At 42.5% G+C, this 24,431-nt stretch carries 17 protein-coding genes; 9 read left to right on the forward strand and 8 right to left on the reverse strand.

Features of this window, described 5'->3' with window-relative positions:
* Nucleotides 1-86: 86 nt before the first annotated feature.
* The 5 genes from HFD85_RS04075 (at nt 87) to HFD85_RS04095 (ending at nt 7,039) form a co-directional block, all read left to right on the forward strand.
* The gene (locus HFD85_RS04075; RefSeq protein ID WP_167605322.1) at nt 87-515 is read left to right on the forward strand and encodes a hypothetical protein; all 429 of its coding nucleotides are present in this window, start codon (nt 87-89) and stop codon (nt 513-515) included.
* Between the two features lie 12 nt (nt 516-527).
* Complete coding sequence (locus tag HFD85_RS04080; protein WP_167605323.1) at nt 528-1,244, forward strand: hypothetical protein; 717 nt, start codon at nt 528-530, stop codon at nt 1,242-1,244.
* Nucleotides 1,245-1,299: 55 nt separating this feature from the next.
* Nucleotides 1,300-1,812 (forward strand): hypothetical protein, encoded by a 513-nt coding sequence (locus tag HFD85_RS04085; RefSeq protein WP_167605324.1) that lies wholly within the window; start codon nt 1,300-1,302, stop codon nt 1,810-1,812.
* 292 nt (nt 1,813-2,104) lie between these two features.
* Entirely contained in the window at nt 2,105-4,003 is a 1,899-nt protein-coding gene (locus HFD85_RS04090; protein ID WP_167605325.1) for a T9SS type A sorting domain-containing protein, read from the forward strand.
* 222 nt (nt 4,004-4,225) lie between these two features.
* The gene (locus HFD85_RS04095; protein ID WP_167605326.1) at nt 4,226-7,039 is read left to right on the forward strand and encodes a M16 family metallopeptidase; all 2,814 of its coding nucleotides are present in this window, start codon (nt 4,226-4,228) and stop codon (nt 7,037-7,039) included.
* A gap of 58 nt (nt 7,040-7,097) precedes the next feature.
* Here HFD85_RS04095 and HFD85_RS04100 read toward each other — a convergent pair whose 3' ends face one another.
* Both HFD85_RS04100 and HFD85_RS04105 read right to left on the reverse strand, forming a co-directional pair.
* Nucleotides 7,098-8,414: a TldD/PmbA family protein gene (locus HFD85_RS04100; protein ID WP_206081853.1), complete on the reverse strand. Its 1,317-nt coding sequence runs from the start codon at nt 8,412-8,414 to the stop codon at nt 7,098-7,100.
* A 133-nt stretch (nt 8,415-8,547) separates the two neighbouring features.
* The gene (locus HFD85_RS04105) at nt 8,548-10,074 is read right to left on the reverse strand and encodes a TldD/PmbA family protein (RefSeq protein WP_167605327.1); all 1,527 of its coding nucleotides are present in this window, start codon (nt 10,072-10,074) and stop codon (nt 8,548-8,550) included.
* 431 nt (nt 10,075-10,505) lie between these two features.
* On the opposite strand from HFD85_RS04105, the gene HFD85_RS04110 reads away from it, so the two are divergent.
* Entirely contained in the window at nt 10,506-11,519 is a 1,014-nt protein-coding gene (locus tag HFD85_RS04110; RefSeq protein ID WP_206081854.1) for a glutamine synthetase beta-grasp domain-containing protein, read from the forward strand.
* A gap of 195 nt (nt 11,520-11,714) precedes the next feature.
* Here HFD85_RS04110 and HFD85_RS04115 read toward each other — a convergent pair whose 3' ends face one another.
* From HFD85_RS04115 to HFD85_RS04125, 3 genes are read right to left on the reverse strand one after another with little or no spacing between them, the layout of a single operon-like run.
* Entirely contained in the window at nt 11,715-12,569 is an 855-nt protein-coding gene (locus HFD85_RS04115) for an HAD-IIA family hydrolase (protein WP_167605328.1), read from the reverse strand.
* Between the two features lie 9 nt (nt 12,570-12,578).
* The gene (locus HFD85_RS04120; RefSeq protein ID WP_167605329.1) at nt 12,579-13,628 is read right to left on the reverse strand and encodes a hypothetical protein; all 1,050 of its coding nucleotides are present in this window, start codon (nt 13,626-13,628) and stop codon (nt 12,579-12,581) included.
* 29 nt (nt 13,629-13,657) lie between these two features.
* Entirely contained in the window at nt 13,658-15,016 is a 1,359-nt protein-coding gene (locus HFD85_RS04125; RefSeq protein ID WP_167605330.1) for a glutamine synthetase family protein, read from the reverse strand.
* A gap of 327 nt (nt 15,017-15,343) precedes the next feature.
* Between HFD85_RS04125 and HFD85_RS04130 the strand changes: the two genes are divergently transcribed.
* Complete coding sequence (locus HFD85_RS04130; protein ID WP_167605331.1) at nt 15,344-17,533, forward strand: glutamine synthetase III family protein; 2,190 nt, start codon at nt 15,344-15,346, stop codon at nt 17,531-17,533.
* 107 nt (nt 17,534-17,640) lie between these two features.
* Here the strand turns inward: HFD85_RS04130 and HFD85_RS04135 are convergent, their stop codons facing one another.
* Entirely contained in the window at nt 17,641-17,946 is a 306-nt protein-coding gene (locus tag HFD85_RS04135; protein WP_167605332.1) for a hypothetical protein, read from the reverse strand.
* 471 nt (nt 17,947-18,417) lie between these two features.
* On the opposite strand from HFD85_RS04135, the gene katG reads away from it, so the two are divergent.
* The gene (gene katG / locus HFD85_RS04140; protein WP_167605333.1) at nt 18,418-20,637 is read left to right on the forward strand and encodes a catalase/peroxidase HPI; all 2,220 of its coding nucleotides are present in this window, start codon (nt 18,418-18,420) and stop codon (nt 20,635-20,637) included.
* A gap of 64 nt (nt 20,638-20,701) precedes the next feature.
* On the opposite strand, the gene HFD85_RS04145 is transcribed toward katG, so the two are convergent.
* Entirely contained in the window at nt 20,702-21,460 is a 759-nt protein-coding gene (locus HFD85_RS04145; RefSeq protein WP_167605334.1) for a putative signal transducing protein, read from the reverse strand.
* Nucleotides 21,461-21,747: 287 nt separating this feature from the next.
* Between HFD85_RS04145 and porE the strand changes: the two genes are divergently transcribed.
* On the forward strand, nt 21,748-23,739 hold the full coding sequence (gene porE / locus HFD85_RS04150) for a PorE family type IX secretion system protein (RefSeq protein WP_167605335.1): 1,992 nt from the start codon (nt 21,748-21,750) through the stop codon (nt 23,737-23,739).
* Here porE and HFD85_RS04155 read toward each other — a convergent pair.
* Nucleotides 23,736-24,377, reverse strand: coding sequence for a hypothetical protein (locus tag HFD85_RS04155; RefSeq protein ID WP_167605336.1), 642 nt, complete (start codon nt 24,375-24,377; stop codon nt 23,736-23,738). The two genes, porE and HFD85_RS04155, sit on opposite strands and share 4 nt — an antisense overlap.
* Nucleotides 24,378-24,431: the final 54 nt, after the last annotated feature.

Below are 24,431 nucleotides of genomic sequence, written 5' to 3' on the forward strand. Positions count from 1 at the left end.
AATTTTAAAGTTTATGCGCCGTGGCTGATAAGTTGTAAACGATCCCTTCTCCGAACTTTGTAGTATAAACTTTAAATCTCATTATTATGAAAACGAAACTTATTGTAGTACTATGTCTTTTCGCAGGATTGATGTGGACAAATTCTTTTGCTCAGGACAACAATCGAAAAGCAAGCCAGGGTTGGTTTAGTGGAACCTATTGGTCGCCAGTATTTTGCGATGGTGAAATGGTTGATTTTTTGGAAGGAGGTACCCTCCGGATTCATTATGTAACACGCATTAAACCGTATGTTTATTATAAGGAGATGGACCAGCTGAAAGGTGAAGTAACTAGCAGTGTGACCGGCGAGGTATTTCAAGTTAGAGAAATTGATAAGGTTCTCTATACGCCAGATATGTATGTGGTGTCATGGAAATTTAACCTTATTGGAAATATGGGAACGCATTATCATGGAAATATAACAATGGACATGCGCACCGGAGATATTACAGTAGGAAAAACAGTATGCAACTAAAACTAATTTATCATGAAAAAAATAATTTATATTCTATCGATTGTTGCTGTGACTCTGGTGTTTACAGCTTGCGAAAATAGTTGGATTGAAGAACCGGCAAACGACCTTCAGGAAAAAAGTGCACATAAGGATAAGCTGAAAGGATTCGATGAATGGGGGTTTAATTGGCAGGCACAGCAATTTAACGGCTATTTGATTAATATGATATTAGGCGACCATTATTTTGAAGGATGGGCTCATTATCAGCAACATGTCTACAATGGCGAAGGCATCGAATTTTGGCAAATGTTGCAGGCGGTATATGGTTATTTTCATTTTCTAATGCCGATGGAACTTTTGGATGTGAAGTTGAATGCGCACTGGAACGAGGGCCTGATCAGTAAAGATGGTGTATATCCGGCAACATGGCTGAATTCCGATGCCTGGATAAGCTTTAAATATTCAGGGAAAGATGGTAATGAGCGTTGGTCGCACTTCCGAAAGCTGGTGGCGGCCAAAACCGGTGATCTCCTTGATAAACAAGACACCAATGGAGATGGTGTTATAGATATGTATGATGATTTAGGTACCTGGTATAACGCTGATGGGGAAGAGATTGGTTTCGAGTCGGCATACTGGCCGGAATTAATCGTTGTGCAGGTAGTAAATACCGGCAACGTTCCTCCTGTCTTTTATGCTGAATATGTTAGTCCTTGGGGGCCGGGCTACGGTCACTATAAATCTGAATAAGCAAACTTTTTTAGTGTACGTATTTAGATGTATACTTTACTAAAAATCATTAACTATGAAATCATTAACTATTTCTGTATTTCTATTTTTCTTATTTGGTGCATTATATTCACAGGAGCAATTTGAGGTGCCCCAGTTAACGCAGGAACAAAAGACCGAAGTTCTTTACAGCCATATGGTTGCCTATGCAGCTACCGGGATAAGTTTTGCAAAATCGCAGGGATTGAGTGCAAAAGATTATGGAAAGTTTATTGGTCAAAAATTCGCCGCATTCTGGAATCCCGAAGATGGTTTCGCCATGCTGGTCAACCGAATGATGTTTATCCTGGCCGGATTACACCCGGAGAACGAAATGCAAATCGTTGAGCAGGATGACAGCGGCATCACCTTCAAATTAAAAAATGTGGATCTGGCTTTTAAGAATGGACCAATGTTCGATGTTCCGTACCAGGATTTCCTTGATTGTTCCGAAGGAATAATAGCCGTAATCGCGAAACACATGAAATCTTCTTTTGCTCACGAAATGACAACTGACGGATGGTATGTTGTACACTTAAAAAATATGTAGCCCGAATTTGAATGCATAAATGTTAATCAAAAAATCAATCACAAAAGGAGGTCGACAAAGGCCTCCTTTATTTTTATGCAATTACAAGAGTCATCTTTGAATCGATTTACTGGTTTTCTGAAGGCTTCGGCCTTTTGCATAAAAAGCTTAATTTTCGTAACTTATATTATTGGTAATCAGTATTGATTCTAACATATGATAGGCGTAAGATAAAATCTTTTAGCTATCCAGCTACTTCATATCATCTTGTGATACTACCGGTTTTATCAACTAACTTTTAAAATTCATGCCTATGAAAACTTTTACCAAAATTCAACTGACTTTAGGACTCTTAATTTTTGTCAGCTTTTCGTTACAGGCGATAAATGTCAGTCCTATTGAACCCATCACCGCCATCACAAAAAACATGAGTAACAATGCTCTTAACATCCCTGGTGATAAACCTGAAGAATTTCCGCTCATAGGAATAATAGGTGATGCCGTAAATGGCTGGATGGGGACCGATGCATTTATGGAAACTACGGATGGAGAGGTGTATACACTTACTGAATTTCCGCTCAAAATGGGCGAACTAAAATTTCGACAAGATGGTGACTGGGTCTTAAACTGGGGACCGGAATGGGGATCGCCACCGGCATTTCCCGATGGATTTGGAGTTCAGGATGGACAGAATATTCCAATACCAAAATCAGGAAACTATGATATTATGTTCGTTCGTTCATCCGGTGAGTATCATTTCACATGCATAAGTAATTGTGCTCGCGATATTGGTATTACCGGCACAGCAGTACCCCCATTTTTTAACTGGGACGATAATCATCCAATGATAAGTCCGGATGGAGAGAATTATTTTATCCCGATACGCTACTTTGGCAATGGTGAAGTGAAATTCAGACAACTTGATGATTGGGATAATTACTGGGGAGGACCTGATTTCCCTTCTGGGCGAGCAGTTCCCGGAGGTGCAGGTATTCCTGTGGTGGAAGCTTTTTATTCTGTTCATTTCAATGCTAATACACTGGATTATCAGTTCGATTATCCTTTTTTGGGAATGGTTGGTAGTGCGCTTGAAGGTTGGGAAAACGACATCCCAATGGAAACAAATGATGGAATTCACTACAATTTGCCAGAACACTACTTTAATCAGGGAGAAACCAAAATCAGGGCGAATCATGATTGGGCTTTCAATTTTGGAACCTTTTGGGGCAATCCTTCGGGAGGATTCCCGGAAGGGCTGGCGGTTCGAAGCCAAATGAATTTTTTTGTTCCTGCCGGCGTTTATGCTGTGAATTTTAATTTACAAACGAAAGAATACCATTTCGATGGTACGCCTTGCATGATTTGTCCCCAGGATACCTTTGTTTTTGCTGTCGCCGATCAATGTGGAGCTATTGTTGAATTTCCTGATTTAAACGTAAATGAAATTTGCGGATCGAATTTTACGATTGATCAAGTTGAAGGATTGCCAAGTGGATCACTATTCCCTCCCGGACAGACTCATCAGGCATTTATTGCCTACAATGATGAGGGGAAATACATGGAATGCCATTTCAATGTGGTAGTTGCAGATACCGTACCTCCTGAAATCATTGATTTCACAGCGGATTATGAAATGCCGTGGCCACCAAACCACGAAATGATTCCGGTAACATTGAATTATGAAATTAATGATGTATGTGGAGCAGAAGTATTCAAGTGGATGAATATTTGGTGCAATGAGAATAATTTGAAAGGGCAGGGAAATACTTCTCCTGACTGGGAAATTCTGGATGATCACCACGTTCTGGTTCGGGCAGAAAGATCAGGTAACGGAACGGGACGTGAATATCATATCATTTTGGGGACTTATGATGCAAACAAAAATTATACTGTCCAGGAAGTCATTGTCAGAGTTGAGCATGATATGGGGGAATCCATGAATAAATCGGCTCATATAGCGGAAGAACAAACCGATATTTCGCGGGCACAAGTTTGGCCGAATCCAACAAATGGAGCATTCAATTTGACTTTGCCTTTAGAATTAAAATCAGAAGTAGAACTAGTAATCTTGAATGTCAACGGACAGATGATATCAAGAGAGTTGGTTCGTAACCGTACGCAAACATTTGGCGAAGAATTACCTTCCGGAGTTTATGTGCTGCAGTTGAAGTCATCAAATCAAAATCGTACGTTTAAAATCGTGAAAGAATAAAACTAAAGAAGCCGTCTTCGAATAGAGGACGGTTTCTTCGTTTATGATCTGCTAATTTCCCTGTTGTTCCATGTTTACCATACAGACAATGTTCACTTCTAAAGTAATTCAAAAGTAAAAAGTATATTATCAGGGTAATTCGAATAAGTTGACATAATATTGTTTTGTTTATATTTGTTTTGTGTTAATTTCGTGAAAAACAATAATCTATACCTTTTTGTCATGAAATTAACTAATCTTCTTTTTGTTTGTTTAGCAATATTGGTATTGAGCTCATGTTCAAAAGCCGATAAGAACGCTGAAAAGCTTTCTGTTCCTTATGTACAATATGAATTGGGTAATGGTCTGGATGTAATTTTGCATCAGGACAAATCTGATCCAATTGTAGCGGTTGCCATTCAATACCATGTTGGCTCTAATCGCGAAGTTCCCGGACGCACAGGTTTTGCACACCTGTTCGAACACATGATGTTTCAACAGTCGGAAAATGTTGGGCAGGACGAATTCTTCCGCAAAATACAGGGTGCCGGTGGTACACTTAATGGCGGAACCAGTAATGATGGAACTGTGTATTACGAAGTTGTTCCGAAAAATGCTTTGGAAATGGTGTTGTGGCTCGAGTCCGACAGGATGGGCTATCTGACCAATACTGTTACCAAATCGGCTTTTGCAAATCAACAGAACGTGGTTCAGAACGAAAAACGCCAGTCGTACGACAACCGTCCTTACGGGCATAACAGCTGGGTAATTGCTAAAAATCTATACCCCGAAGGCCATCCTTACAACTGGACTGTAATTGGCGAGATGGAAGACCTGTTTAATGCAACAGTAGACGATGTTATTGAGTTTCACGATAAATTTTATGTGCCGAATAATTCAACACTGGTAATAGCCGGTGATTTTGAGTTGGAAGATGTAAAGCCGTTGGTAGAAAAGTATTTTGGCGAGATTCCTTCGGGAGAAGCGGTTGCTGATCCGGAACCAATCGAAGTAACTTTAACCGAAACCAAGAAACTGTACCACGAAGATAATTTCGCGCGTACACCACAATTGACTATGGTTTGGCCGGTTCCTGAACAATACAGTAAAGAGTCGTATGCACTCGATTTCCTGGGGCAGGTGCTTGGCAGTGGTAAAACCGCTCCGTTCTATCGCGTAATTGTTAAAGATAAAAAACTGGCTCCGCGTGCAAGCGTCAGAAACCGTTCGCAGGAACTTGGCGGACAGTTTACAATTTCGATTGGTGCGAATGCCGGAACCAGTCTTGCAGAAGTGGAAGACGCGGTTTTTGAGGCTTTTAAATTATTCGAAGAAGAAGGCATTACCGAGAAAGACCTCGAAAAACACAAAGCCGGAATAGAAACCGGTTTCTACAATGGAATCAGTTCTGTTTTAGGCAAATCATTCCAGCTGGCCCGTTATAACGAATACGCCGGATCACCTGATTTTATTGAGCAGGATATCGCCAACATTCAGGCGGTTACCATCGAGGATATTATGCAGGTTTATGAAAAATACATCAAAGACAAACCGTATGTAGCTACCAGTTTTGTTCCTAAAGGCCAGGTTGACCTGATTGCTGAGAACTCAGTAAAAGCGAGCGTAGTGGAAGAAAACATTGCAGAAGCAACAGAGGTTGACCAGTCGACGATTGTAGACGAAGAAGTGATTGAAAAAACACCGACTTCTTTTGATCGTTCGGTAGAGCCGGCTAAGGGACCCGATCCTGACCTTTCATTACCTGAAGTTTGGACTGCCGAAGCCGCAAACGGAATGAATGTTTTAGGCATTGAGTACACTGAAGTTCCTCTTATTCAGTATTCCATTGTTATGGACGGTGGCCACATTCTGGAATCGAAAGATAAGGCGGGAGTTGCAAGTTTTCTGGCAAGTATGTTAACCGAAGGTACAGCCAATAAAACGCCGGAAGAACTGGAAGAGGCTATCGATATGTTAGGAGCAAGAATCTCGGTAGGATCGGGATCAGAAAGCATGATGGTTAGTGTGAACTGTTTGTCACGAAATTTTGAAAGTACCATGGCGTTGGTACAGGAAATTCTGTTGGAGCCGCGTTGGGATGAAGAACAATTTGACCTTATAAAAGCACGAATGATCAACTCGATAAAAAGAAACCAGGCCAGTCCCGGCTATCTTGCGAGCGTTGCGTTTAATAAACTGGTTTACGGCGATGATTGTATTCTGGCGGTACCAAGCGGAGGGACCATAGAATCGATCGAATCGATTACCATGGACGACCTGAAGGATTTTTACGAAAAGAGCTTTTCGCCATCGGTGGCCAATATGCACGTTGTTGGTAAAATTAAGCAAGACCGGGTAATGTCGGCTGTTCAGTCTTTAGCTGAAAACTGGGAAGCAAAAGATGTTGAAATTCCTGAGATTGCGATGCACGAACCACCTGCAACATCAAAAATTTACTTTGTTGATGTACCCGGCGCCAAACAGTCGGTTATAAATATTGGCGGAGTTGGATTACCTGAATCGAATGAAGATTATTATCCGGCTTATGTGATGAACTATAAACTGGGTGGCTCGTTCAACGGAATTGTTAACCTGATCCTTCGCGAAGAAAAAGGTTATACCTACGGAGCCAGAACCGGTTTTTCAGGTGGAAAACAATACGGTACGTTTACTGCAAGTTCAAGTGTTCGTTCCAGTGCAACCGAGGAATCAGTTCAGATCTTCAAAGAAGAAATGGAAAAATACATCCAGGGAATCGATGATGAAGGATTAATGTTTACAAAAGACGCACTTATAAAATCAAATGCCCGTGGTTTTGAAACTTTGTATGCGCTGCATGGTATGTTAACCGATATTAGTGCTTATGATCTGCCTTTCGACTATGTTAAAAAGGAAGAGGATTTTGTAAAGGCTTTAACCAGCGAAAAACATAAAGAGCTGGCTCAGAAATACATTCAGCCCGACCATATGTACTATATAGTGGTTGGCGATGCTGAAACACAATTGTCGGCCCTGAAAAATGTTGGGCTAGGAGATCCGATACTTCTGGAACTTTAAACATAAAAAAAACGATCCGGACAACCGGATCGTTTTTTTTATCTCGTTATATTATTTTTTACAATCCACTGAAATCAACATTGTCGAACAAGATCGATGGTGTTCTCCACGATGAGGTTTCGTTCACATCTTTTCCAATTTCTCCAATGTTCGACCAGAGTGTTAGCATGTTTCCGGTAATGTTCATTTCAGATACGGGTTGAACGATTTTTCCATTTTCGATCAGAAATCCATCGATTCCGTATGAGAAATCACCGGTTGAGCCGTTGCAGTTTCCACCGTTGAATCCGGTAACAAGAATGCCTTTTTTTACCGATGCGATCAGTGCTTCAAGGTCCTTATCACCTGTTTCAAAAATCAGGTTGGTTGTGCCGCCACTGGTTGGGGCCATTTCCATTTTTTTCCCGTAATACGTATCGATGTAGTAATTTTTTAAAATACCTTTATCGAAAACAACACGTTTTTTAGTGGCAAGTCCTTCTCCGTCGAACAAACGCGAACCACGGCCGCCAACAATAAACGGATCATCTGTTAGGGTAAGTTTCTCGGAAACTACTTGCTCTCCCAGTTTATCAATCAGGAACGAGTTTTTTTGCTGAATTTGAGAAGCGTTCAAGGCATTGATCAACGGACCGAAAATTCGGCCTACCTGGCGGTTTTCAACTATCATTGGCATAGTTCCTGATCCGATCTTTTGCTGTCCGATTTTCTTTAATGCCTTTTCCAGAGCAATTTTTCCCGTTCCCGTTTTTTGAAGGTCGGAATAGGTAATTGAACTTTCGCTCCAGCCGGCTTCAGGTCGTGCTTCGCCTCCTTTTACCGATACTTCGGTAAAAATGCCAAAAACCGAATTGGCAGTGTCGCCTTCAAAACCATTGCTGGTAACCATTACGCGCTCGTTCATGCTGTCGTAATAGCTCGATGATACCGAAATGATCCGTTCGTCCTTACCCAGCGCTTCCTGCTCGGCATTCATAGCCAGATCGATCTTTTGTTGTGGCTCAACTGCATCGAAATTTGTATCCAGAGAATTCAGTTCCGGGCCACCGCCTTTGTAATACAGCTCCGGATCGGGTAATGTTCTGAATTCATCTTCTGCCAGGAAACGTGTACCTTCAATAGCCTCTTCAATAAAATGGGCAATATCTTCTTTCTTCAACCTGCTGGTTGAATGTGCCGAGTATTTCCCGTCCACAAAAAGCCGGATGGAAAGGTTGCTTTGGATAGCTTGTTCCAGTTTATCAATTTTTTGTTCGCGCACTTCAACACTGCTGCTTTTACTGTTGGCAATGCTAACGCTAACTTGCTGTGCACCATTTTCAAGTGCATGGTTCATGGCCCATTTAGCCAATGTATATTTTTCTTCTTTTGTCATTTCTCAAGTTTTAGATTCAAACATCAACTTTAATTTTCGTTTCTTTCATCCCCTGCACTCCTTCGTCGCGCTTCCCCCTTCGAAGGGGGAATAGGGGGATGATTGGCCTAATTATCAATTAGGAAACTTAATCTTATGAATTTGTTCCTCCAACAGTAAGTTTTTTCACCAGTACCGTAGGCAATCCCAGCGTTACCGGAACCGACTGCCCGTCTTTTCCGCATGTCCAGGTGCCACTGTCGTTTTTATAGTCGTTGGCTGCCATGGTAATATCGGCAAGGGCCTGTGGTCCGTTACCCACGATGTTGATGTCTTTGATCGGTTGGGTAAGTTTACCGTTTTCGATAATGTAGCCCGATTTTACAAAGAATGTGAAATCGCCGGCTCCGATTTTAACTTCACCGTTGCTGAAATTGTCGACAAACACACCGTATTTCACTTGCGAAATAATGTCGTCTTTGGTGTGAGGGCCATTCTCCATGTAGGTAGAACGCATACGTGGCAACGGAATATTCCGGAACGATTCACGACGTCCGTTACCGGTTGGCTCAACACCATAATATTCGGCACTGATCCGGTCGTGGATGTAGCTGTTCAGAATCCCGTCTTTTACCAGGTAGGTTTTCTGAACGTCGTTTCCTTCATCGTCGATGTTGATAGCGCCACGATCATGTGGCAGCGTTCCGTCATCGATAATGTTGATGAAATTCTCGGCTACCTTTTTGCCAAGTTTATCACTAAAAATTGAAGTTCCCTTGCGGTTGAAGTCGGCTTCAAAAGTGTGCCCAATGGCTTCGTGAAGCAAAATACCCGAGCCACCGGCGCCGAGTACCACCTGCATTTCTCCGGCTTTTGGTTTGCCGGCTTCAAAAAGGATATTGGTTTTTTCGATGGCCTCGTTGGCGATTTCATCAACCAGTTCGTCGGTCATGACCTCAAAACCGGAACGGAACGAACGTGCCGAATAGGCATTCTCAATTTGTCCGTCTTTTTGCATGACACAAACAGCTCCGATTCGCATCATTGGCCGATAATCGTACGTCAGTCTTCCTTCTGAATTGTAGAAAAGAACATAGGAAGTGGAGTCGCCAAGAAAGGCATTCACTTTAATTACTTTTTCATCGAGACTAAAAACCTTGTCGTTAATTTTCTGCACAAAGGGCACCTTGTCTTTGATGCCTACATCAGTCCATTTTTGCGAGATCCTGTAAAAATCGGCCGGCACTTTTTCGCTCACCGACTGTGCACCGAATTCCTGTGGTTGATCGGCAATGTTAGCTGCCATTTTTGCTGCATTCAGCATATCCTCCATGCTGATGTTCTCAGAATAGGCAAAACCGGTTTGGTCGCCCTTTAGTACACGAATTCCAACTCCAAAGTCAACATTAGAAAATGCACGGTTCACCTTTCCGTCTTCCAGGGAAACCTGGTTGGTGATTTTGTGTTCAAAATAAAGGTCGGCATAATTACCCCCTTTACTCATTGCTGCTGCAATAACTTTCTGCAGCATTTCGGTTGAAACCTCAAAATGTTCTAAGTAACTTTTCACGTTTGTTGAAATTTGTACGTTCTGGCACGATTGCATTAATGTTGGAAGTACCATACTCCCCGCTGCAAACATACCACTTGTTTTGATAAAATCTCGTCTGTCAAACTTCATTTTGGTTGATTTAAATACGATAGTTATTTGGTTTATTATGAACAATAAGTACTGAAACTGTGCATATTGTTACATGTAAATTCCGATCGGAGATGATATTTTTTCGATATAAACTTCAATTATGGATTATACGGGTGTGAATTGTAGTGTTAAAAATGGCCGCTTCCCTTTTTTGTAGGGTGCAGCAAAAATTTTGTGTAAAAAGTTATTAAAATCCTCAAAAAGAAAGAGGTGTTTTTTAAAACAAATAGTAGTTTTGAGCGAGAGGTATCAAAAAGACTTAGGGTGACTGACAAAAATCTACTTTTAATGTAAATTTTTTATTAATTCTTTACAATTTGTTATAAAAACGTATTTGTAGGTTTCATTTAAGCATATTTTTGTTGTCAGCAGTTATAGAATATCCATTATTTAAAATAATTTATTACATCATGAAATCAAAATTGGAATACATTTGGCTGGACGGTACCGTACCAACTCAGCAGCTAAGAGCAAAAACACGTGTTGAAAGTAACTTCAGCGGTAAGCTGGAAGATTGTCCTGAATGGTCGTTTGATGGATCTTCTACAAATCAGGCATCTGGTGGTTCTTCTGACTTGCTTTTGAAACCTGTTTTTATCTGTCCTGATCCTGATCGTAAGAATGCTTACCTGGTGATGACTGAGGTTTTGAATGCAGACGGTACTCCACACGAAACCAACGGTCGTGCTCATATCGAAGAAGAGGATGAAGATTTCTGGTTCGGTTTTGAACAGGAATATTTCCTTTACGATCCGCAAACCCGTCTTCCATTAGGTTTCCCGGCTGGTGGTTTCCCTGGTCCGCAAGGTCCTTACTATTGTGGTGTTGGTGGTTCAAAAGCTTTTGGTCGTCAGATTGTTGAAGAACATTTCGATCTTTGTCTTGAAGCTGGTTTGAATGTTGAAGGTATCAACGCTGAGGTTGCTGCCGGACAGTGGGAATTCCAGATTTTCGCCAAAGGTGCACACAGTGCCGGTGACCAAATTTGGATGGCTCGCTTCCTGTTGGAGCGTACAGCTGAAAAATATGGTGTTGATGTTGAATGGCATCCAAAACCACTGGGTAAAGACCTCGACTGGAACGGTTCGGGTATGCACGCCAACTTCTCTAATGGTTTGATGAGAACTTGTGGTGACGAGAAAGTATTTACGGCTATTTGTGAAGAATTCGGAAAACACATTCCGGAACACATTGCAGTTTACGGTGCATATAACGATCAACGTTTGACTGGTCTTCACGAAACTGCTGCCATCACTGATTTCAGCTATGGTGTTTCTGACCGCGGCGCTTCTATTCGTATCCCTGTAGGTACTATCGAAGCTGGTTGGAAAGGTCGTTTGGAAGACCGTCGTCCTGCATCAAACGGCGATCCTTACAAAATTGCGGCTGTAATCATTAAAACAACCAAAAAAGCAAAGGTTTAGAAATAAACGTTTAGTAGATAATTGCATATTTTAAAAGCTGTTCCAATTGCGGGGCAGCTTTTTTTGCTTTCAAGACGGGCTTTAGTTCAGCAGAGTCATTCCATGACCATTTAATCAATCTATATCTTGTAGAAAGAGGAGATAATCTTGCTGATGATATAGCAAGATGAATAACATTCGCCCCCAAGGACTATTTTACTCAATTACTGCCGATTCGCAAACGTAGGTAGGAATGATTCCCGAGCTTCCAATTTTAATTTTAGCCATTTCAGGCAATGTATTTCCCGAAAGCACCAGCACAGTATCGAGTCCAAATTTGTTGCCACCGATAATGTCGGTAAACAATGTGTCACCCACCATCAGAATTTCGTTGCGTTTAATGTCCGGAATATCCTGCATAGCACGTTCGTAGGCCAGCAAAAACATTTGGGCATCCGGCTTTCCGAAGCGAATAAATTTTTTCCCAAGAATCTGTTCCACCAGATCGGCCAGTCCGCCGATAGCCACTGAAATATCGTTTTTGTTCACCGGGTAATTGATGTCGGTGTTGGCTACGATTACCGTCATGTTTTTATGCCGGAGCAGGTTGATGGTTTTGTCGATGTCTTTGTTCCAATCGAAACCTTCATCATCGAGAAAAGCAAAAGACTTTATGTGGTCCAAATCTTCCAGATTTACCTCGCTGATTGGAACCGTTTTTTGCCCCGCTGTTTCGAGGTAATGCGCCGATTCTTTGGTTCCAAGGTAGGCCACCGCTTTCCCATTGGCCAGTTTGGTTTTAAAGAATTCCATGGCCAGCATTCCCGACGACAGAATTTTATCGGTAGTAATGCATTCCAGTCCTCTGTTTTGGTACCAGTTCGAAAGTTCATCGGGGCTGCGCGACGAGTCGTTCGTTAGCACGTAATACGGGATTCCTTTCGACTCAAGGTACTTAAAAGTGTTTCCAACTCCATCAATTAAGCCCGAGTGGTTTTTCAATACTCCAAAGGCATCGAAAAAAACGGCTTTGTAATTCTTTACTACACTTTTGAAACTTACTGTACGCATGATTCCAATTTATAATTTTAATGTTTTTAAGATTTTTTCTACCCGGTAATTCGCATCCATCGCCGGGAAATAAGTCTCGTAGGCTTCTTTTATGAGTTTGTTCGAATAATACCTTCTGAAAAAATAAGGGCCGTCTTTTACTACATAATTCAAAATAAAGAAGCGGTAAACTTCCTTGATCAGCCTGACTTCAGGCTCTGTAAGCGGGAAGATCCGGTGGTATTCTTTTAGGAACATCATAAAGCGTTCTTCCATCAGGGTGTCAACCATGTAACTAAAAACTGTGCGGTCGCCTACATCGGATACTACGCGGCTAAAAAAGTAAAAATCCATCACCCGCGACGACATACGGAACCAGTCGTAATCCCAGCGTGAGAAGAATTTACCATCGCCGGTAACTGAAAAGTTACCAATGTTCCAATCCACAAAAACCGGAATGGTTTCTATCTCCGTCGAGTAATTTACACGGTCAGAATTTTCAAGAAAATGATCGGCATGGCGAAGTATCGTATCCTTGTGCGCATCGCACATTTTTATTTCGTTGTTGTGAATCGACCGCTTTAAGCGCTGAATGTCGATGATCACATTTTTTGAGGATTGCGGCAGCTGGTTCGCAACATTGGTGCAGGCCCTGTGAAAGCGAGCCAGTTCGCGCCCCAGTTTCTTAATGTGTTTTTCATCCAGCCGGCGAGGTAGCTTATTGCGAATCATAATAGGATTGTAAAATACCACCCACGCACTGCTTCCGTCCAACTCGTGATAACGGTAAATAAACAATTCATTACGTTTTACCAGCGACTGAGCCAGAAACATCTGGTAAGGATATTCGAGGTTATTGGCCAGGTTATTTATTATGATGTGGTCTTCTCTGAAATCTTCAAAATTGCCGTATTCCGAAATTTTCGCAAAAACGGGCTCGCGTTTATAGAAAGAAAGTTTATAAACGTGATTGGTAGAAACCTTGGCACTTACATCGAAAACACCTTTGATTTGGTGTCGTTCGCCATCGAACTCGCGCCAGGCCAGTTTTATTATTTGAGCATAATCTGCTTTTTGCATTTCCCGGGTTCTTTTAAAATCAAAACTACCTAAATAATCTCAAAATACCTTTTTAATTCCCAGTTCTCGTCGTTTGGATCAACCTGTCTGCATTCCCATTCGCGGGTAAGTGTAAAATGGTCTACAAATGCTTCACCGAAAAGTTCATTGGCAATTTTCGAGTCGGCCATTTTTTTCGTGGCTATTTCCAGAGAATTGGGGAGTAAATGCTCTTTCGATTCAAGATAGGCATTTCCCTGGCTGGCAGGTGTAGTAAGTTCCAGTTCATTCTTAATGCCGTAAAGACCTGCTGCCAGCGATGCCGCCATGGCCAGGTAAGCGTTGGTATCTGCACCGGGAACGCGCATTTCGATTCGGGTAGAAGTTTCGTTTCCGGGTATAGCGCGTATCGAAGCAGTCCGGTTGTCGATTCCCCAGGTCAATGTGCGTGGTGCCCAGTCACCACCGCTAAGGCGTTTGTAACTATTCGGATTTGGTGCGAACATCGGCAATATCTCCGGCAGACATTTTAATAAGCCGGCAATGTACTGTTTCATCAGCTTGCTCATTCGGTTGCTATCATCTACCTCAAAAAACAGATTCTTTTCACGACTTTTATCCCATAAACTTTGGTGAATGTGCCCGCCACTTCCCGGTAGGTTTTTATTCCATTTGGCCATGAATGTTGCTACAAAATTATGGCGGTAGGCAATTTCTTTTACAGCAGTTTTAAATAGTATGGCTTTGTCGGCAGCATGCAGTATTTCATCATAAATCACGGTAGCTTCTACTACTCCCGGTCCGGTTTCGGTGTGCATGCCCTCGAGCGGTACATCAAATTTCAAGAGCATTTCAAAAAGGTCATTAAAAAACGCATGGTTTAAGGAGGTACGAAGCAGCGAATAGCCAAACATGCCCGGTGTTATCGGTTTTAAATTTCGAAAATCATCCTGGTATATTTCGCTTGGAGTACCCATGAAATTGAACCACTCAAATTCCTGCGAAAAAAACGGAATAAATCCCATGGCTTCACTTTCTGCAGCAACACGTTTCAGCAGGCTGCGCGAACAGGTGGCCTGAGCATATTTTTCATCCTGACTAAAATCTCCCAGAAAAAAAGGCGTGTCGTTTTCCCAGGGAATTTCACGAAAAGTATTTATGTCGATTAGTGCCTGTGCATCGGGATAACCCGTGTGCCAGCCCGTAATCTCAATATTGTCGTAACATTTGTCGTTACAATCCCATCCAAAAATCACATCGCAAAATCCCAGTCCCTGGTCGATGGCCTTCGAAAATTTGTCTTTGTGAATGTATTTTCCACGAAGAATGCCATCAATATCAGGAAAAGCAATTTTAACTTTTTTGCTGCTTGAATTTTTGATTTTATAGAGTAATTCTGTTTTGTTCATATTTTCAAAAGTAGTGCTAAAAGCTACGGAAACATGGAGCATATTTATTCATTCCCCTTGCTTATCTTCCGTATCGTTTATAAGATTGAAAAATACTGCATGTTTCAGTAATAATCAAACGAACCACAAATTAATATGTAAAAGAGATACGGTTAAAAACGGTGATTTAGTAAGAAAAAAGTAAAAAAATAGGAAAGGGCCTCTCATTCAGTGAGGTGTGATGTGATAAATTGGTGAAATTTTTCAATTAAGCACTCTAAAATTGGATGGGTGAGAGCTAATATTGTTATTTTTATACAGACAAAACAGACTTAATATTCACTTATAATGGCACAATTTAGATTTAAGGCACTTGAAGAAGTGCTAAACCGCAAGCCTGACGAAGTGGTCAGGGAGAATAATCTTGTATCTGATTATTTTGGAATGTTGGTTTTCGACACTCCGAAAATGAAAAAATACCTCTCGCGAGAGGCTTATAAGGCAGTAACCGATGCTATCGAGAAAGGAACTGCAATCGACCGAAAAATGGCGGACCAGGTGGCTCAGGGAATGAAAGCCTGGGCGATTGAGAATGGTGCGACACATTACACACACTGGTTTCATCCACTTACTGATTCCACGGCAGAAAAACACGATGCCTTTATTGTTCAGGGTGCCGATGGTGGTGTGATTGAGTCATTCTCCGGAAATCTGCTTTCGCAGCAGGAGCCTGACGCTTCTTCTTTTCCGAGTGGTGGTATTCGGCAAACATTCGAAGCGCGTGGTTATACGGCCTGGGATCCAACTTCGCCGGCTTTTATCAGCGAAACTACGCTGACTATCCCGACGATTTTTATTTCATACACCGGCGAAGCACTTGATTATAAAACGCCGCTATTGAGGGCCTTACAGGCTGTAAACAAAGCAGCAACCGAAGTGTGCCAGTATTTTGATAAAAATGTTACATCGGTTCAGGCTAACTTGGGCTGGGAACAGGAATATTTTCTGATTGATGAAGCGTTGTTTATGGCGCGTCCCGACCTGGTTTTAACTGGCCGGACTTTAATGGGCCACAGTTCGTCGAAAGATCAGCAACTGGCCGATCATTATTTTTCTTCGATACCAACACGCGCCAACCGTTTTATGCAGGATCTGGAAAATGAAGCCTACAAGCTGGGCATTCCGGTAAAAACACGTCATAACGAAGTAGCACCAAATCAGTTCGAATTTGCACCAATTTACGAAGAGGCAAATCTTGCCAACGACCACAACCAGCTGATGATGGACATTATGCAGAAGATTGCCCGGAAACACAAATTCCGTGTTCTTTTTCATGAAAAGCCATTTGCCGGTATCAACGGTTCGGGTAAACACAACAACTGGTCGTTGACTACCAATACCGGTGTAAATGTGTACAAACCGGGTAAAAATCCAAAGTCAAACCTGCAGTTCCTGACTTTTGTAATCAATACTTTGCAGGCAGTTTACGATGGACAGGATCTTTTGAGAGCAAGTATTTTAACGGCTTCAAATTCTCACCGTTTAGGCGCCAATGAAGCACCGCCATCAATTCTTTCGGTTTTCCTTGGGTCAGAGGTTTCAAAAATGCTCGACTTGATGGAAGAAGCTGTGGTTGACCGGAAAATGACTCCCGATGAAAAAACAGCACTTAAACTGAACATCGGGCGAATTCCTGAGATCATTCTAGATAACACCGACCGCAACCGGACATCGCCATTCGCCTTTACCGGTAACCGCTTCGAATTCAGGGCAATTGGATCATCAGCGAATAATGCCTCTTCATTGATTGTGCTGAATACGCTTGTAGCGAATCAACTCATGAAATTTAAAGCTTCAGTTGACAAACTGATTGAAAAAGACGTGAAGAAAGATGAGGCAATTTTTCAGGTGTTAAAAGACCTGATCATTTCTTCAAAACCTATCCGCTTTAACGGTGACGGTTACAGCCCGGAATGGGTGGAAGAGGCGACGATGCGAGGATTGTCGAACATCAATAATGTTCCTGAGTCTTTGAGTGCCTACTTGCGACCGGAGAGTACTAAACTATTTGAAAAAATGAAGGTGCTTACCGAGTCGGAACTGCGCGGAAGGGTGGAAGTGGAATATGAAAAGTTTGTGATGAAGGTGCAGATCGAATCACGCGTTCTTGCCGATCTCGCAATTAATCATATTGTACCTACTGCCGTTCAGTACCAGACCATTTTGCTCGAGAATGTTAAACATCAGAAAGAAATATTTTCTCCTCAGGAATTTGAGGAGCAAGCGAGCGGACGACTGGAACTGATCCGGGAAATAGGAGGCCATATTTCTGCCATCAAAATAAAGCGTAAGGAAATGATTGAAGCCCGTAAACAGGCCAACATAATTGAAGATGTTTACGAAAGGGCAAAACTGTACAACGATACCGTGAAGCCATTTCTTGAAGAACTGCGCGATCACATCGACCGTTTGGAACTGATCGTTGATAACGAAAAATGGCCGCTGCCTAAGTATCGCGAGCTGTTATTTGTTCGCTAACAATACAAGACATCCTATAAAATGGCTTCTCAATTTACTGAGAAGCCATTTTTTTTATGAAAGTCACAAGAAATTCAACAGTAAATTGCGGTTCTAAATTTTCATACTCACCCTGATTGTCCTTCGACACAATCGTCCCTGCCTGAACTGCGAACGGCAGGCAGGCCTCTCTGCGCGCAGCTAACCTTCATACACATCTTTGCGAGGTTCTGCTCCATTTTCGTCCGGAACAATCGTTCAGCTACGATCAGCATTCTTCGCCGGACAAGGTACATCATGCTATTGTAACCCAGGCCGCCGTAATTCTTTGAATTACTTTGTCCTGGGCTAAAATACAACGCACTTTCAGTGCTGTTTTTTTTAAATCTCGAAAGCAAGTTTTGCCATTTGTAGTGCTGAAAGTCCTTAATCATTCAGCGGGGTTAATGATCCTACAAAATCGGCGCAATTGCGGCAAAGCATTGAAAAGGTACACTATAATGCGCCGAATTTCTGGAGCTGATCAAAATCGCTCATTCCTTGTACTTGTGTATAAAGGGTAGCTGCGCGCAGAAAGGGAGCAAAGGAGAGTCTGCACAAAATTGTATGGCCTTCATTCCAAATGGTAATTCCTGAGAATCATGATCTTTTTATTTCAGTGTTCTGTCAATCAGTTGTTTGTCAAACAAATTGGTGTCTTACCTGTTCTTTAAAAACAGCTCAGCAGAAAATCTCAATTTGATTCCATTTAGGCTGTTAACAAGCCTTAAATTACTTTTCTGCGTGATCATAATTTCGTAAATTGAAAAAAGCCAAAAATCATAAGGATAAGTTATAGGCATATAAAATGTATATATATTGATTATTTTAAATTTGGTGTAGAAACTTCATAAAATTTAAAGAATATGGAACACGACACACACGCAGACAAAGGATCACATCACGGAAATGGTGAGGGGAAATGCCCGGTTACCGGCCATACATCTGGTGGCGGAACCACCAATCGCGATTGGTGGCCCAATCAGTTGAACTTAAACATACTTCGTCAGAACTCTTCGCTTTCCGACCCGATGGGAGATGGTTTTGATTATGCAAAAGAATTTGAAAGCCTTGATTTGGCGGCTGTGAAAAAAGATCTTGCAGCGTTGATGACAGATTCTAAAGACTGGTGGCCTGCTGATTTTGGTCACTACGGTCCATTGTTTATTCGTATGGCCTGGCACAGTGCCGGAACCTACCGAACAGGTGACGGCCGTGGAGGAGGTGGTACCGGACAACAACGTTTTGCCCCGTTGAACAGCTGGCCCGACAACGTAAGTTTAGACAAAGCGCGAAGGTTGATATGGCCGATCAAGCAAAAATACGGTCGTAAAATTTCATGGGCCGACCTGATGATTCTGGCTGGTAATGTGGCGCTGGAATCGATGGGATTTAAAACTTTTGGTTTTGCCGGTGGCCGCGCTGATGTGTGGGAACCCGAACAGGATGTTTACTGGGGACAGGAAAGTACCTGGCTGGATGATAAACGTTATTCGGGAGATCGTGACCTTGAGGATCCGCTTGCAGCCGTGCAAATGGGCTTGATCTATGTAAATCCGGAAGGTCCAAATGGTAATCCGGATCCGATCGCAGCAGCCAAAGATATTCGTGAGACTTTTGCCCGAATGGCCATGAACGACGAGGAAACAGTAGCATTGATCGCGGGCGGTCATACCTTTGGGAAAACACACGGAGCAGGACCTGCCGATCATGTTGGCCCGGAGCCTGAAGCAGCCGGTATTGCCGAACAGGGCTTGGGCTGGAGCAGTAGCTTTGGAACAGGAAAAGGCGGCGATACCATAACGAGTGGCTTGGAAGTTACCTGGACAAAAACTCCGACAAAATGGAGCAATAATTTCTTTGAAAACCTTTTCGATTACGAATGGGAATTAACCAAAAGCCCGGCCGGAGCGTATCAGTGGAAACCACGCGGACAGGCTGGTGCCGGAAGTGTTCCTCATGCCCATGATCCTGAAAAAAGGATAGCGCCAAACATGTTGACTACCGACCTTTCGTTGCGTTTTGATCCGGCTTATGAAAAAATATCACGACGTTTTTACGAAAATCCGGATGAGTTTGCCGATGTATTTGCACGTGCCTGGTTCAAACTGACCCACCGCGACATGGGGCCAAAATCACGCTACCTGGGGCCCGAAGTTCCGGAAGAAGATTTGATTTGGCAGGATCCGATCCCGGCTGTTACTCACGAGTTGATAAATGAGCAGGATACAGCCGATCTGAAAGCAAAATTGCTGAATTCAGGTTTGTCAGTTTCCGAATTGGTTTCTACAGCATGGGCTTCGGCATCTACATTCCGAGGTTCTGATATGCGTGGTGGCGCCAACGGAGCACGTATTCGTTTAGCACCTCAAAAATTCTGGAAAGTCAATAATCCCGAAAAGCTTGCTAAAGTGCTGGAGGTAATCGAAAATATTCAAAATGAATTTAACGAAGCTCAATCAGGTAATAAAAAGGTTTCTATTGCCGACCTGATCGTACTTGGAGGATGTGCCGCCATTGAACAGGCTGCAAAAAATGCCGGGTTCGATGTTTCGGTTCCATTCACTCCCGGACGTGGCGATGCCTTGGCTGAACAAACCGATGTTGAGGCAATGAGTGTTTTGGAGCCGGTTGCCGACGGTTTCCGTAACTACCTGAAAGGAAATTATACCATTCCGGCCGAGAAATTATTGATAGACAAAGCCCAATTGCTGAAACTCACTCCACCGGAATTGACCGTTTTGATTGGCGGAATGCGTGTGTTGGGAACCAACTGGGACGGATCGAATCATGGTGTTTTTACCGACAAGGTTGGGACGCTGAGCAATGATTATTTTTTGAACCTGTTGGATATGGGCACTGAATGGAAGCCTACGTCGAAATATGAGGAGTTGTTTGAAGGTCGCGACAGAAATACAGGTGATTTGAAATGGACCGGAACACGCGTCGACCTGATTTTTGGTTCCAACTCCGAACTTCGTGCCTTGGCTGAAGTGTACGGATGTGCGGATTCAGGTGAGAAATTTGTGAAAGATTTCATAGCAGCCTGGGATAAGGTAATGAACCTCGATCGCTTCGACCTGTAATAGTTGAAAACTGATTTCATAATAGATAAGAAACCGTTCCAGTTTTGGGGCGGTTTTTTATGTATCAGTCCTGATGATCGTTCTGTTTGAAGTCGAGTCCACAATCAAAACAGTGCATCTTTTTCCTGATAGGCCACAAAGGAGCGGTAAGTAAAGACAGAACGAGGTACAGTATATCCCACTTAATGTCGATCGCGTACCCAAAAACCACATTTGTAGAATGACATTCAGGACAAGAATCGTGGGAATCGGTATCTGAAGTGTCATTATATTTCTCCACCAATTCTTTATCCAGGTAATATTCCACGGGCCTGATTCGCAGGTAGCTAAATACACTGCGGTCAAAATCTAGAAGCTCGTACCAGAAATCTTTCCAGTCAAAATTGAGTCTTTTATTGCTAAGCCTGTTGAATTCAATTTCTGATTCAATTAAAACTGCCAGTTCATATTCGCTAAGTATTTCTGTTTTTAATTGTTCAGGCGTGTTCAACAGCTTTGGATTCTTGCGGATTGCAGATTTTATTCTAAGTATTTCGTTTTGTCTGATTAATTCATCCTGAAATACTTCGGAAAGCGAATAAACGCCGTTTTCATCCGAAAGTTGCTGAGTCTGCTGCAATGCAATCGTATTTGCTGCCTTTTTCTGCTGATCTTCGGGAACCTTTATTTTTACACCACCAATAGCCACAGCTCTGAAAGGATGCACCCAAACCATGTTTTCATCATATATGAAACAATTAATTCCCTCGGTTTCCAATCTTCCTTTCAGGATATGGCAGTTTACAGGAATATTTGAACTATAAATGGTTTTGAGTCTGGTCATTTCGGGATTGAGGTGGAAAAATGTTTGGTTCAATATGATTTTATGTAAGTAGCTACTGTACTGGTTTTCATTGTTTCAAATGTAATGATTTCAGGTATTGATTACAAAAAAATAATTATGAATTTAAAGCCTTGTTGTGGTAACGGGTTGAAATTTTGATCAGTGTGGAATATTTGCAACTCTTTTGTGATATTTTCTTCCTAATATACTTTCGAACCTAAACTCACGTTATCTTTTCAGCTGTTTAAAAAAAACGTTTACTTTTACTTCCCGAAATAAAACTGGGCATGAAGCAAATAAGATTAGTAGTTTTTCCTGTTTTGATCTTAATCTTAAGTGCATGTGGGTCGGCAAAGTATGGCCGTGAAGCCACACTTTCGAAAGACATTGGCGAATACTACAAAGCTATTGAACAATACAAGAAAGCACGTAAAAAGGAGAAGAGTCGCGAGAAGCGTATCGATTACGCCTATAAGATTGCGGATTGTTACCGTGCAATTGGACAATACGAATACGCCGCCCAAAACTACAAATTTGCCATTCGATTAGGTTATCCCGATCCTGAAGCATTATTGAATTATGCTGAAATGCTTCGGATTACGCAAAAGTACGAGGAGGCGACAGAAACTTACCGTACTTATCTCGATTCGGTTCCAGGCGACCAACGCGCCCTCGATGGCATTGAGGCTATGCGTAAAACCCAGGAGTGGGTGGCCAATCCAACACGACACATCATCAATCCGATAAAAGAGATCAACTCGCGGGAAAGTGATTTTGCACCTGTTTTTGTAGGCGGACGCGATAACGAAATAATTTTTACTTCCACCAGAAAGGCAGCTACGGGACGCAAGGAAAGTATGATTACCGGGCAGAAATATGCCGACTTGTTCAGGGCTACTTTTGGCGTTCAGCGCCAGAAATGGCAACAGCCCAAATTGCTCGACGAAAACCTGATCATCAATACAGGAGAAGAGGAAGGAGCAGCTACGCTGTCATCCACCGGAGAACAAATGATATTTACCCGTTGCCGTTACGATAAGGCAAAAGCCATGGGAACCGAATTGTATTCCACCTCGCAGTCGCGAGGATCGTGGTCCGATCCTATAAAGCTCGAAGTGACCGGCGACAGTATCATTGCGGCGCATCCGGCAATGAGTGCCGACGGAAGTGTGCTTTATTTTGTTTCAGATATGGCCGGAGGTCAGGGAGGAAAAGACATCTGGATGGTTGAGTCGAACGGCGGATCATACGGCAAACCTGTAAATATGGGGGCAACCATCAATACCGCCGGCGACGAAATGTTTCCATTCGCCCGTGATAACGGTGAGTTGTATTTTGCTTCAAACGGCCACATCGGAATGGGCGGTTTCGACCTTTATGTTGCTGCGAAGAACGAAGACAATGTTTGGATCGTTAAAAACATGGGATCGCCAATGAACTCGCCTGCTGATGACTTCGGAATTAGCTATGTTACCGGCGAAAATAAAGGGATGTTTTCTTCGAACAGAAAAGGATCGAGAGGCGACGATATTTATGAGTTTATGGTGCCGCCAAAAGTCTACCAGGTTGAAGCCGATATTTTCAATAAGGAAACCAATGCCAAACTGGATGGAGCAACGGTGCGCGTAATTGCTACCGACGGAACAAACCTGAAAGTTCGGGCAAGCAATGGTAATTTTAAAATGAATCTGAAGCCCGAAACCGAATATGTTTTTGCGGCTTACAAAGACGGATTTTTGCGGGATAAAGCTGCAGTAAGTACCATTGGCCTGGAAGAAAGTAAAGATTACCGCTTCACCATGTACCTGACACCGACCGATGCACCGATAAAAGTGGAGAATATCAGTTACGAATTTGGTAGCTGGGAACTGATGGAAAGCTCCAAAGCCTCGCTCGACTCACTGGTGCAAATACTGATATTTAACCCGACTATTACAATTGAGTTAATGGCACATACCGACCACGTTGGTAGCGATCAGTTTAACTTCGATCTGTCGCAAAAACGTGCGCAAAGTGTGGTTGATTATTTGATTGAAAAAGGGATTAATCCGGCACGTTTGGTTGCAAAAGGGTATGGCGAAACCTGGCCAAAAACAGTTACACGCGAGTTGGCCAAACAATATGATTTCCTGAAACGCGGTGATGAACTCACTGAAGCGTTTATTAATAAGCTCACGCCGGAGCAGCAGGAAATTGCCACATCTATTAATCGTAGAACAGAGTTCAGGGTGTTGTCTACCGACTTTATCGAAAAATTTGATGCAGAACCGGAGCGTTAATTTTCTCCCTCTTTTGGGATTTCTTTTGGAGGTTCTTTTACCTGACGGGTTGAGTGGTAATCTTTAGTTCGGTCATTCCTCGCTTTTACGAATACTTTTCCCAGAACATCGGATGGCGAAAAGCGGACAATGCTTACCGAAGCCGCTTCTACTCGCATTTGACGGTTATTTTCGGTTATTACAGCGGAAACGGGATTCTGTTGGTCGGCACTTATTTTGGTGAAGGCCGGAACTTCATATTGGTTAATAAATTTAAGGTTGTCATTGGCTCTGTCGAGGTCGCTGATTTGTTCGGGACTAACACGGATCTCGGGAACATTAATGTGTTCTGAATACATTTCTATCATGGGATTGACAAGAATGGTTTGTACCCGGACTACCTTCCGGATGTATGAAATGTGTGAAAGAACCAGTGAGTCGGAAGGAGTCACCCAAATGGTAAAAACGCCATTGTCGCGACTGATATCCTTGTCGTGATTCCTGAGGTTGACGACATAAACATCAGGGATGGCCATTCCGTTCTGATCAACTATTCTACCTTCAATAAGAAATGCTTCATGTTGGGCTTCAGAAACGAGGCCCGAAAAAAGAAACATGAACAGAAATAAAATACGCAGTATCCTTTTTTTCTTTGTCATATTTGCTGTTTTTGCCGGCTAATCGCAGCGGGTATTACACTACAATTTAACGAA

The organism is Maribellus sediminis, from assembly GCF_011799805.1.
GTDB classification, from domain to species: domain Bacteria; phylum Bacteroidota; class Bacteroidia; order Bacteroidales; family Prolixibacteraceae; genus Draconibacterium; species Draconibacterium sediminis_A.

Bases quoted from the DNA above. Each gene is read 5' to 3' on its own strand.
- HFD85_RS04075 (WP_167605322.1), top strand. From the start codon at position 87: ATGAAAACGAAACTTATTGTAGTACTATGTCTTTTCGCAGGATTGATG.
- HFD85_RS04080 (WP_167605323.1), top strand. From the start codon at position 528: ATGAAAAAAATAATTTATATTCTATCGATTGTTGCTGTGACTCTGGTG.
- HFD85_RS04085 (WP_167605324.1), top strand. From the start codon at position 1,300: ATGAAATCATTAACTATTTCTGTATTTCTATTTTTCTTATTTGGTGCA.
- HFD85_RS04090 (WP_167605325.1), top strand. From the start codon at position 2,105: ATGAAAACTTTTACCAAAATTCAACTGACTTTAGGACTCTTAATTTTT.
- HFD85_RS04095 (WP_167605326.1), top strand. From the start codon at position 4,226: ATGAAATTAACTAATCTTCTTTTTGTTTGTTTAGCAATATTGGTATTG.
- HFD85_RS04100 (WP_206081853.1), bottom strand. From the start codon at position 8,414: ATGACAAAAGAAGAAAAATATACATTGGCTAAATGGGCCATGAACCAT.
- HFD85_RS04105 (WP_167605327.1), bottom strand. From the start codon at position 10,074: ATGAAGTTTGACAGACGAGATTTTATCAAAACAAGTGGTATGTTTGCA.
- HFD85_RS04110 (WP_206081854.1), top strand. From the start codon at position 10,506: ATGAAATCAAAATTGGAATACATTTGGCTGGACGGTACCGTACCAACT.
- HFD85_RS04115 (WP_167605328.1), bottom strand. From the start codon at position 12,569: ATGCGTACAGTAAGTTTCAAAAGTGTAGTAAAGAATTACAAAGCCGTT.
- HFD85_RS04120 (WP_167605329.1), bottom strand. From the start codon at position 13,628: ATGCAAAAAGCAGATTATGCTCAAATAATAAAACTGGCCTGGCGCGAG.
- HFD85_RS04125 (WP_167605330.1), bottom strand. From the start codon at position 15,016: ATGAACAAAACAGAATTACTCTATAAAATCAAAAATTCAAGCAGCAAA.
- HFD85_RS04130 (WP_167605331.1), top strand. From the start codon at position 15,344: ATGGCACAATTTAGATTTAAGGCACTTGAAGAAGTGCTAAACCGCAAG.
- HFD85_RS04135 (WP_167605332.1), bottom strand. From the start codon at position 17,946: ATGATTAAGGACTTTCAGCACTACAAATGGCAAAACTTGCTTTCGAGA.
- katG (WP_167605333.1), top strand. From the start codon at position 18,418: ATGGAACACGACACACACGCAGACAAAGGATCACATCACGGAAATGGT.
- HFD85_RS04145 (WP_167605334.1), bottom strand. From the start codon at position 21,460: ATGACCAGACTCAAAACCATTTATAGTTCAAATATTCCTGTAAACTGC.
- porE (WP_167605335.1), top strand. From the start codon at position 21,748: ATGAAGCAAATAAGATTAGTAGTTTTTCCTGTTTTGATCTTAATCTTA.
- HFD85_RS04155 (WP_167605336.1), bottom strand. From the start codon at position 24,377: ATGACAAAGAAAAAAAGGATACTGCGTATTTTATTTCTGTTCATGTTT.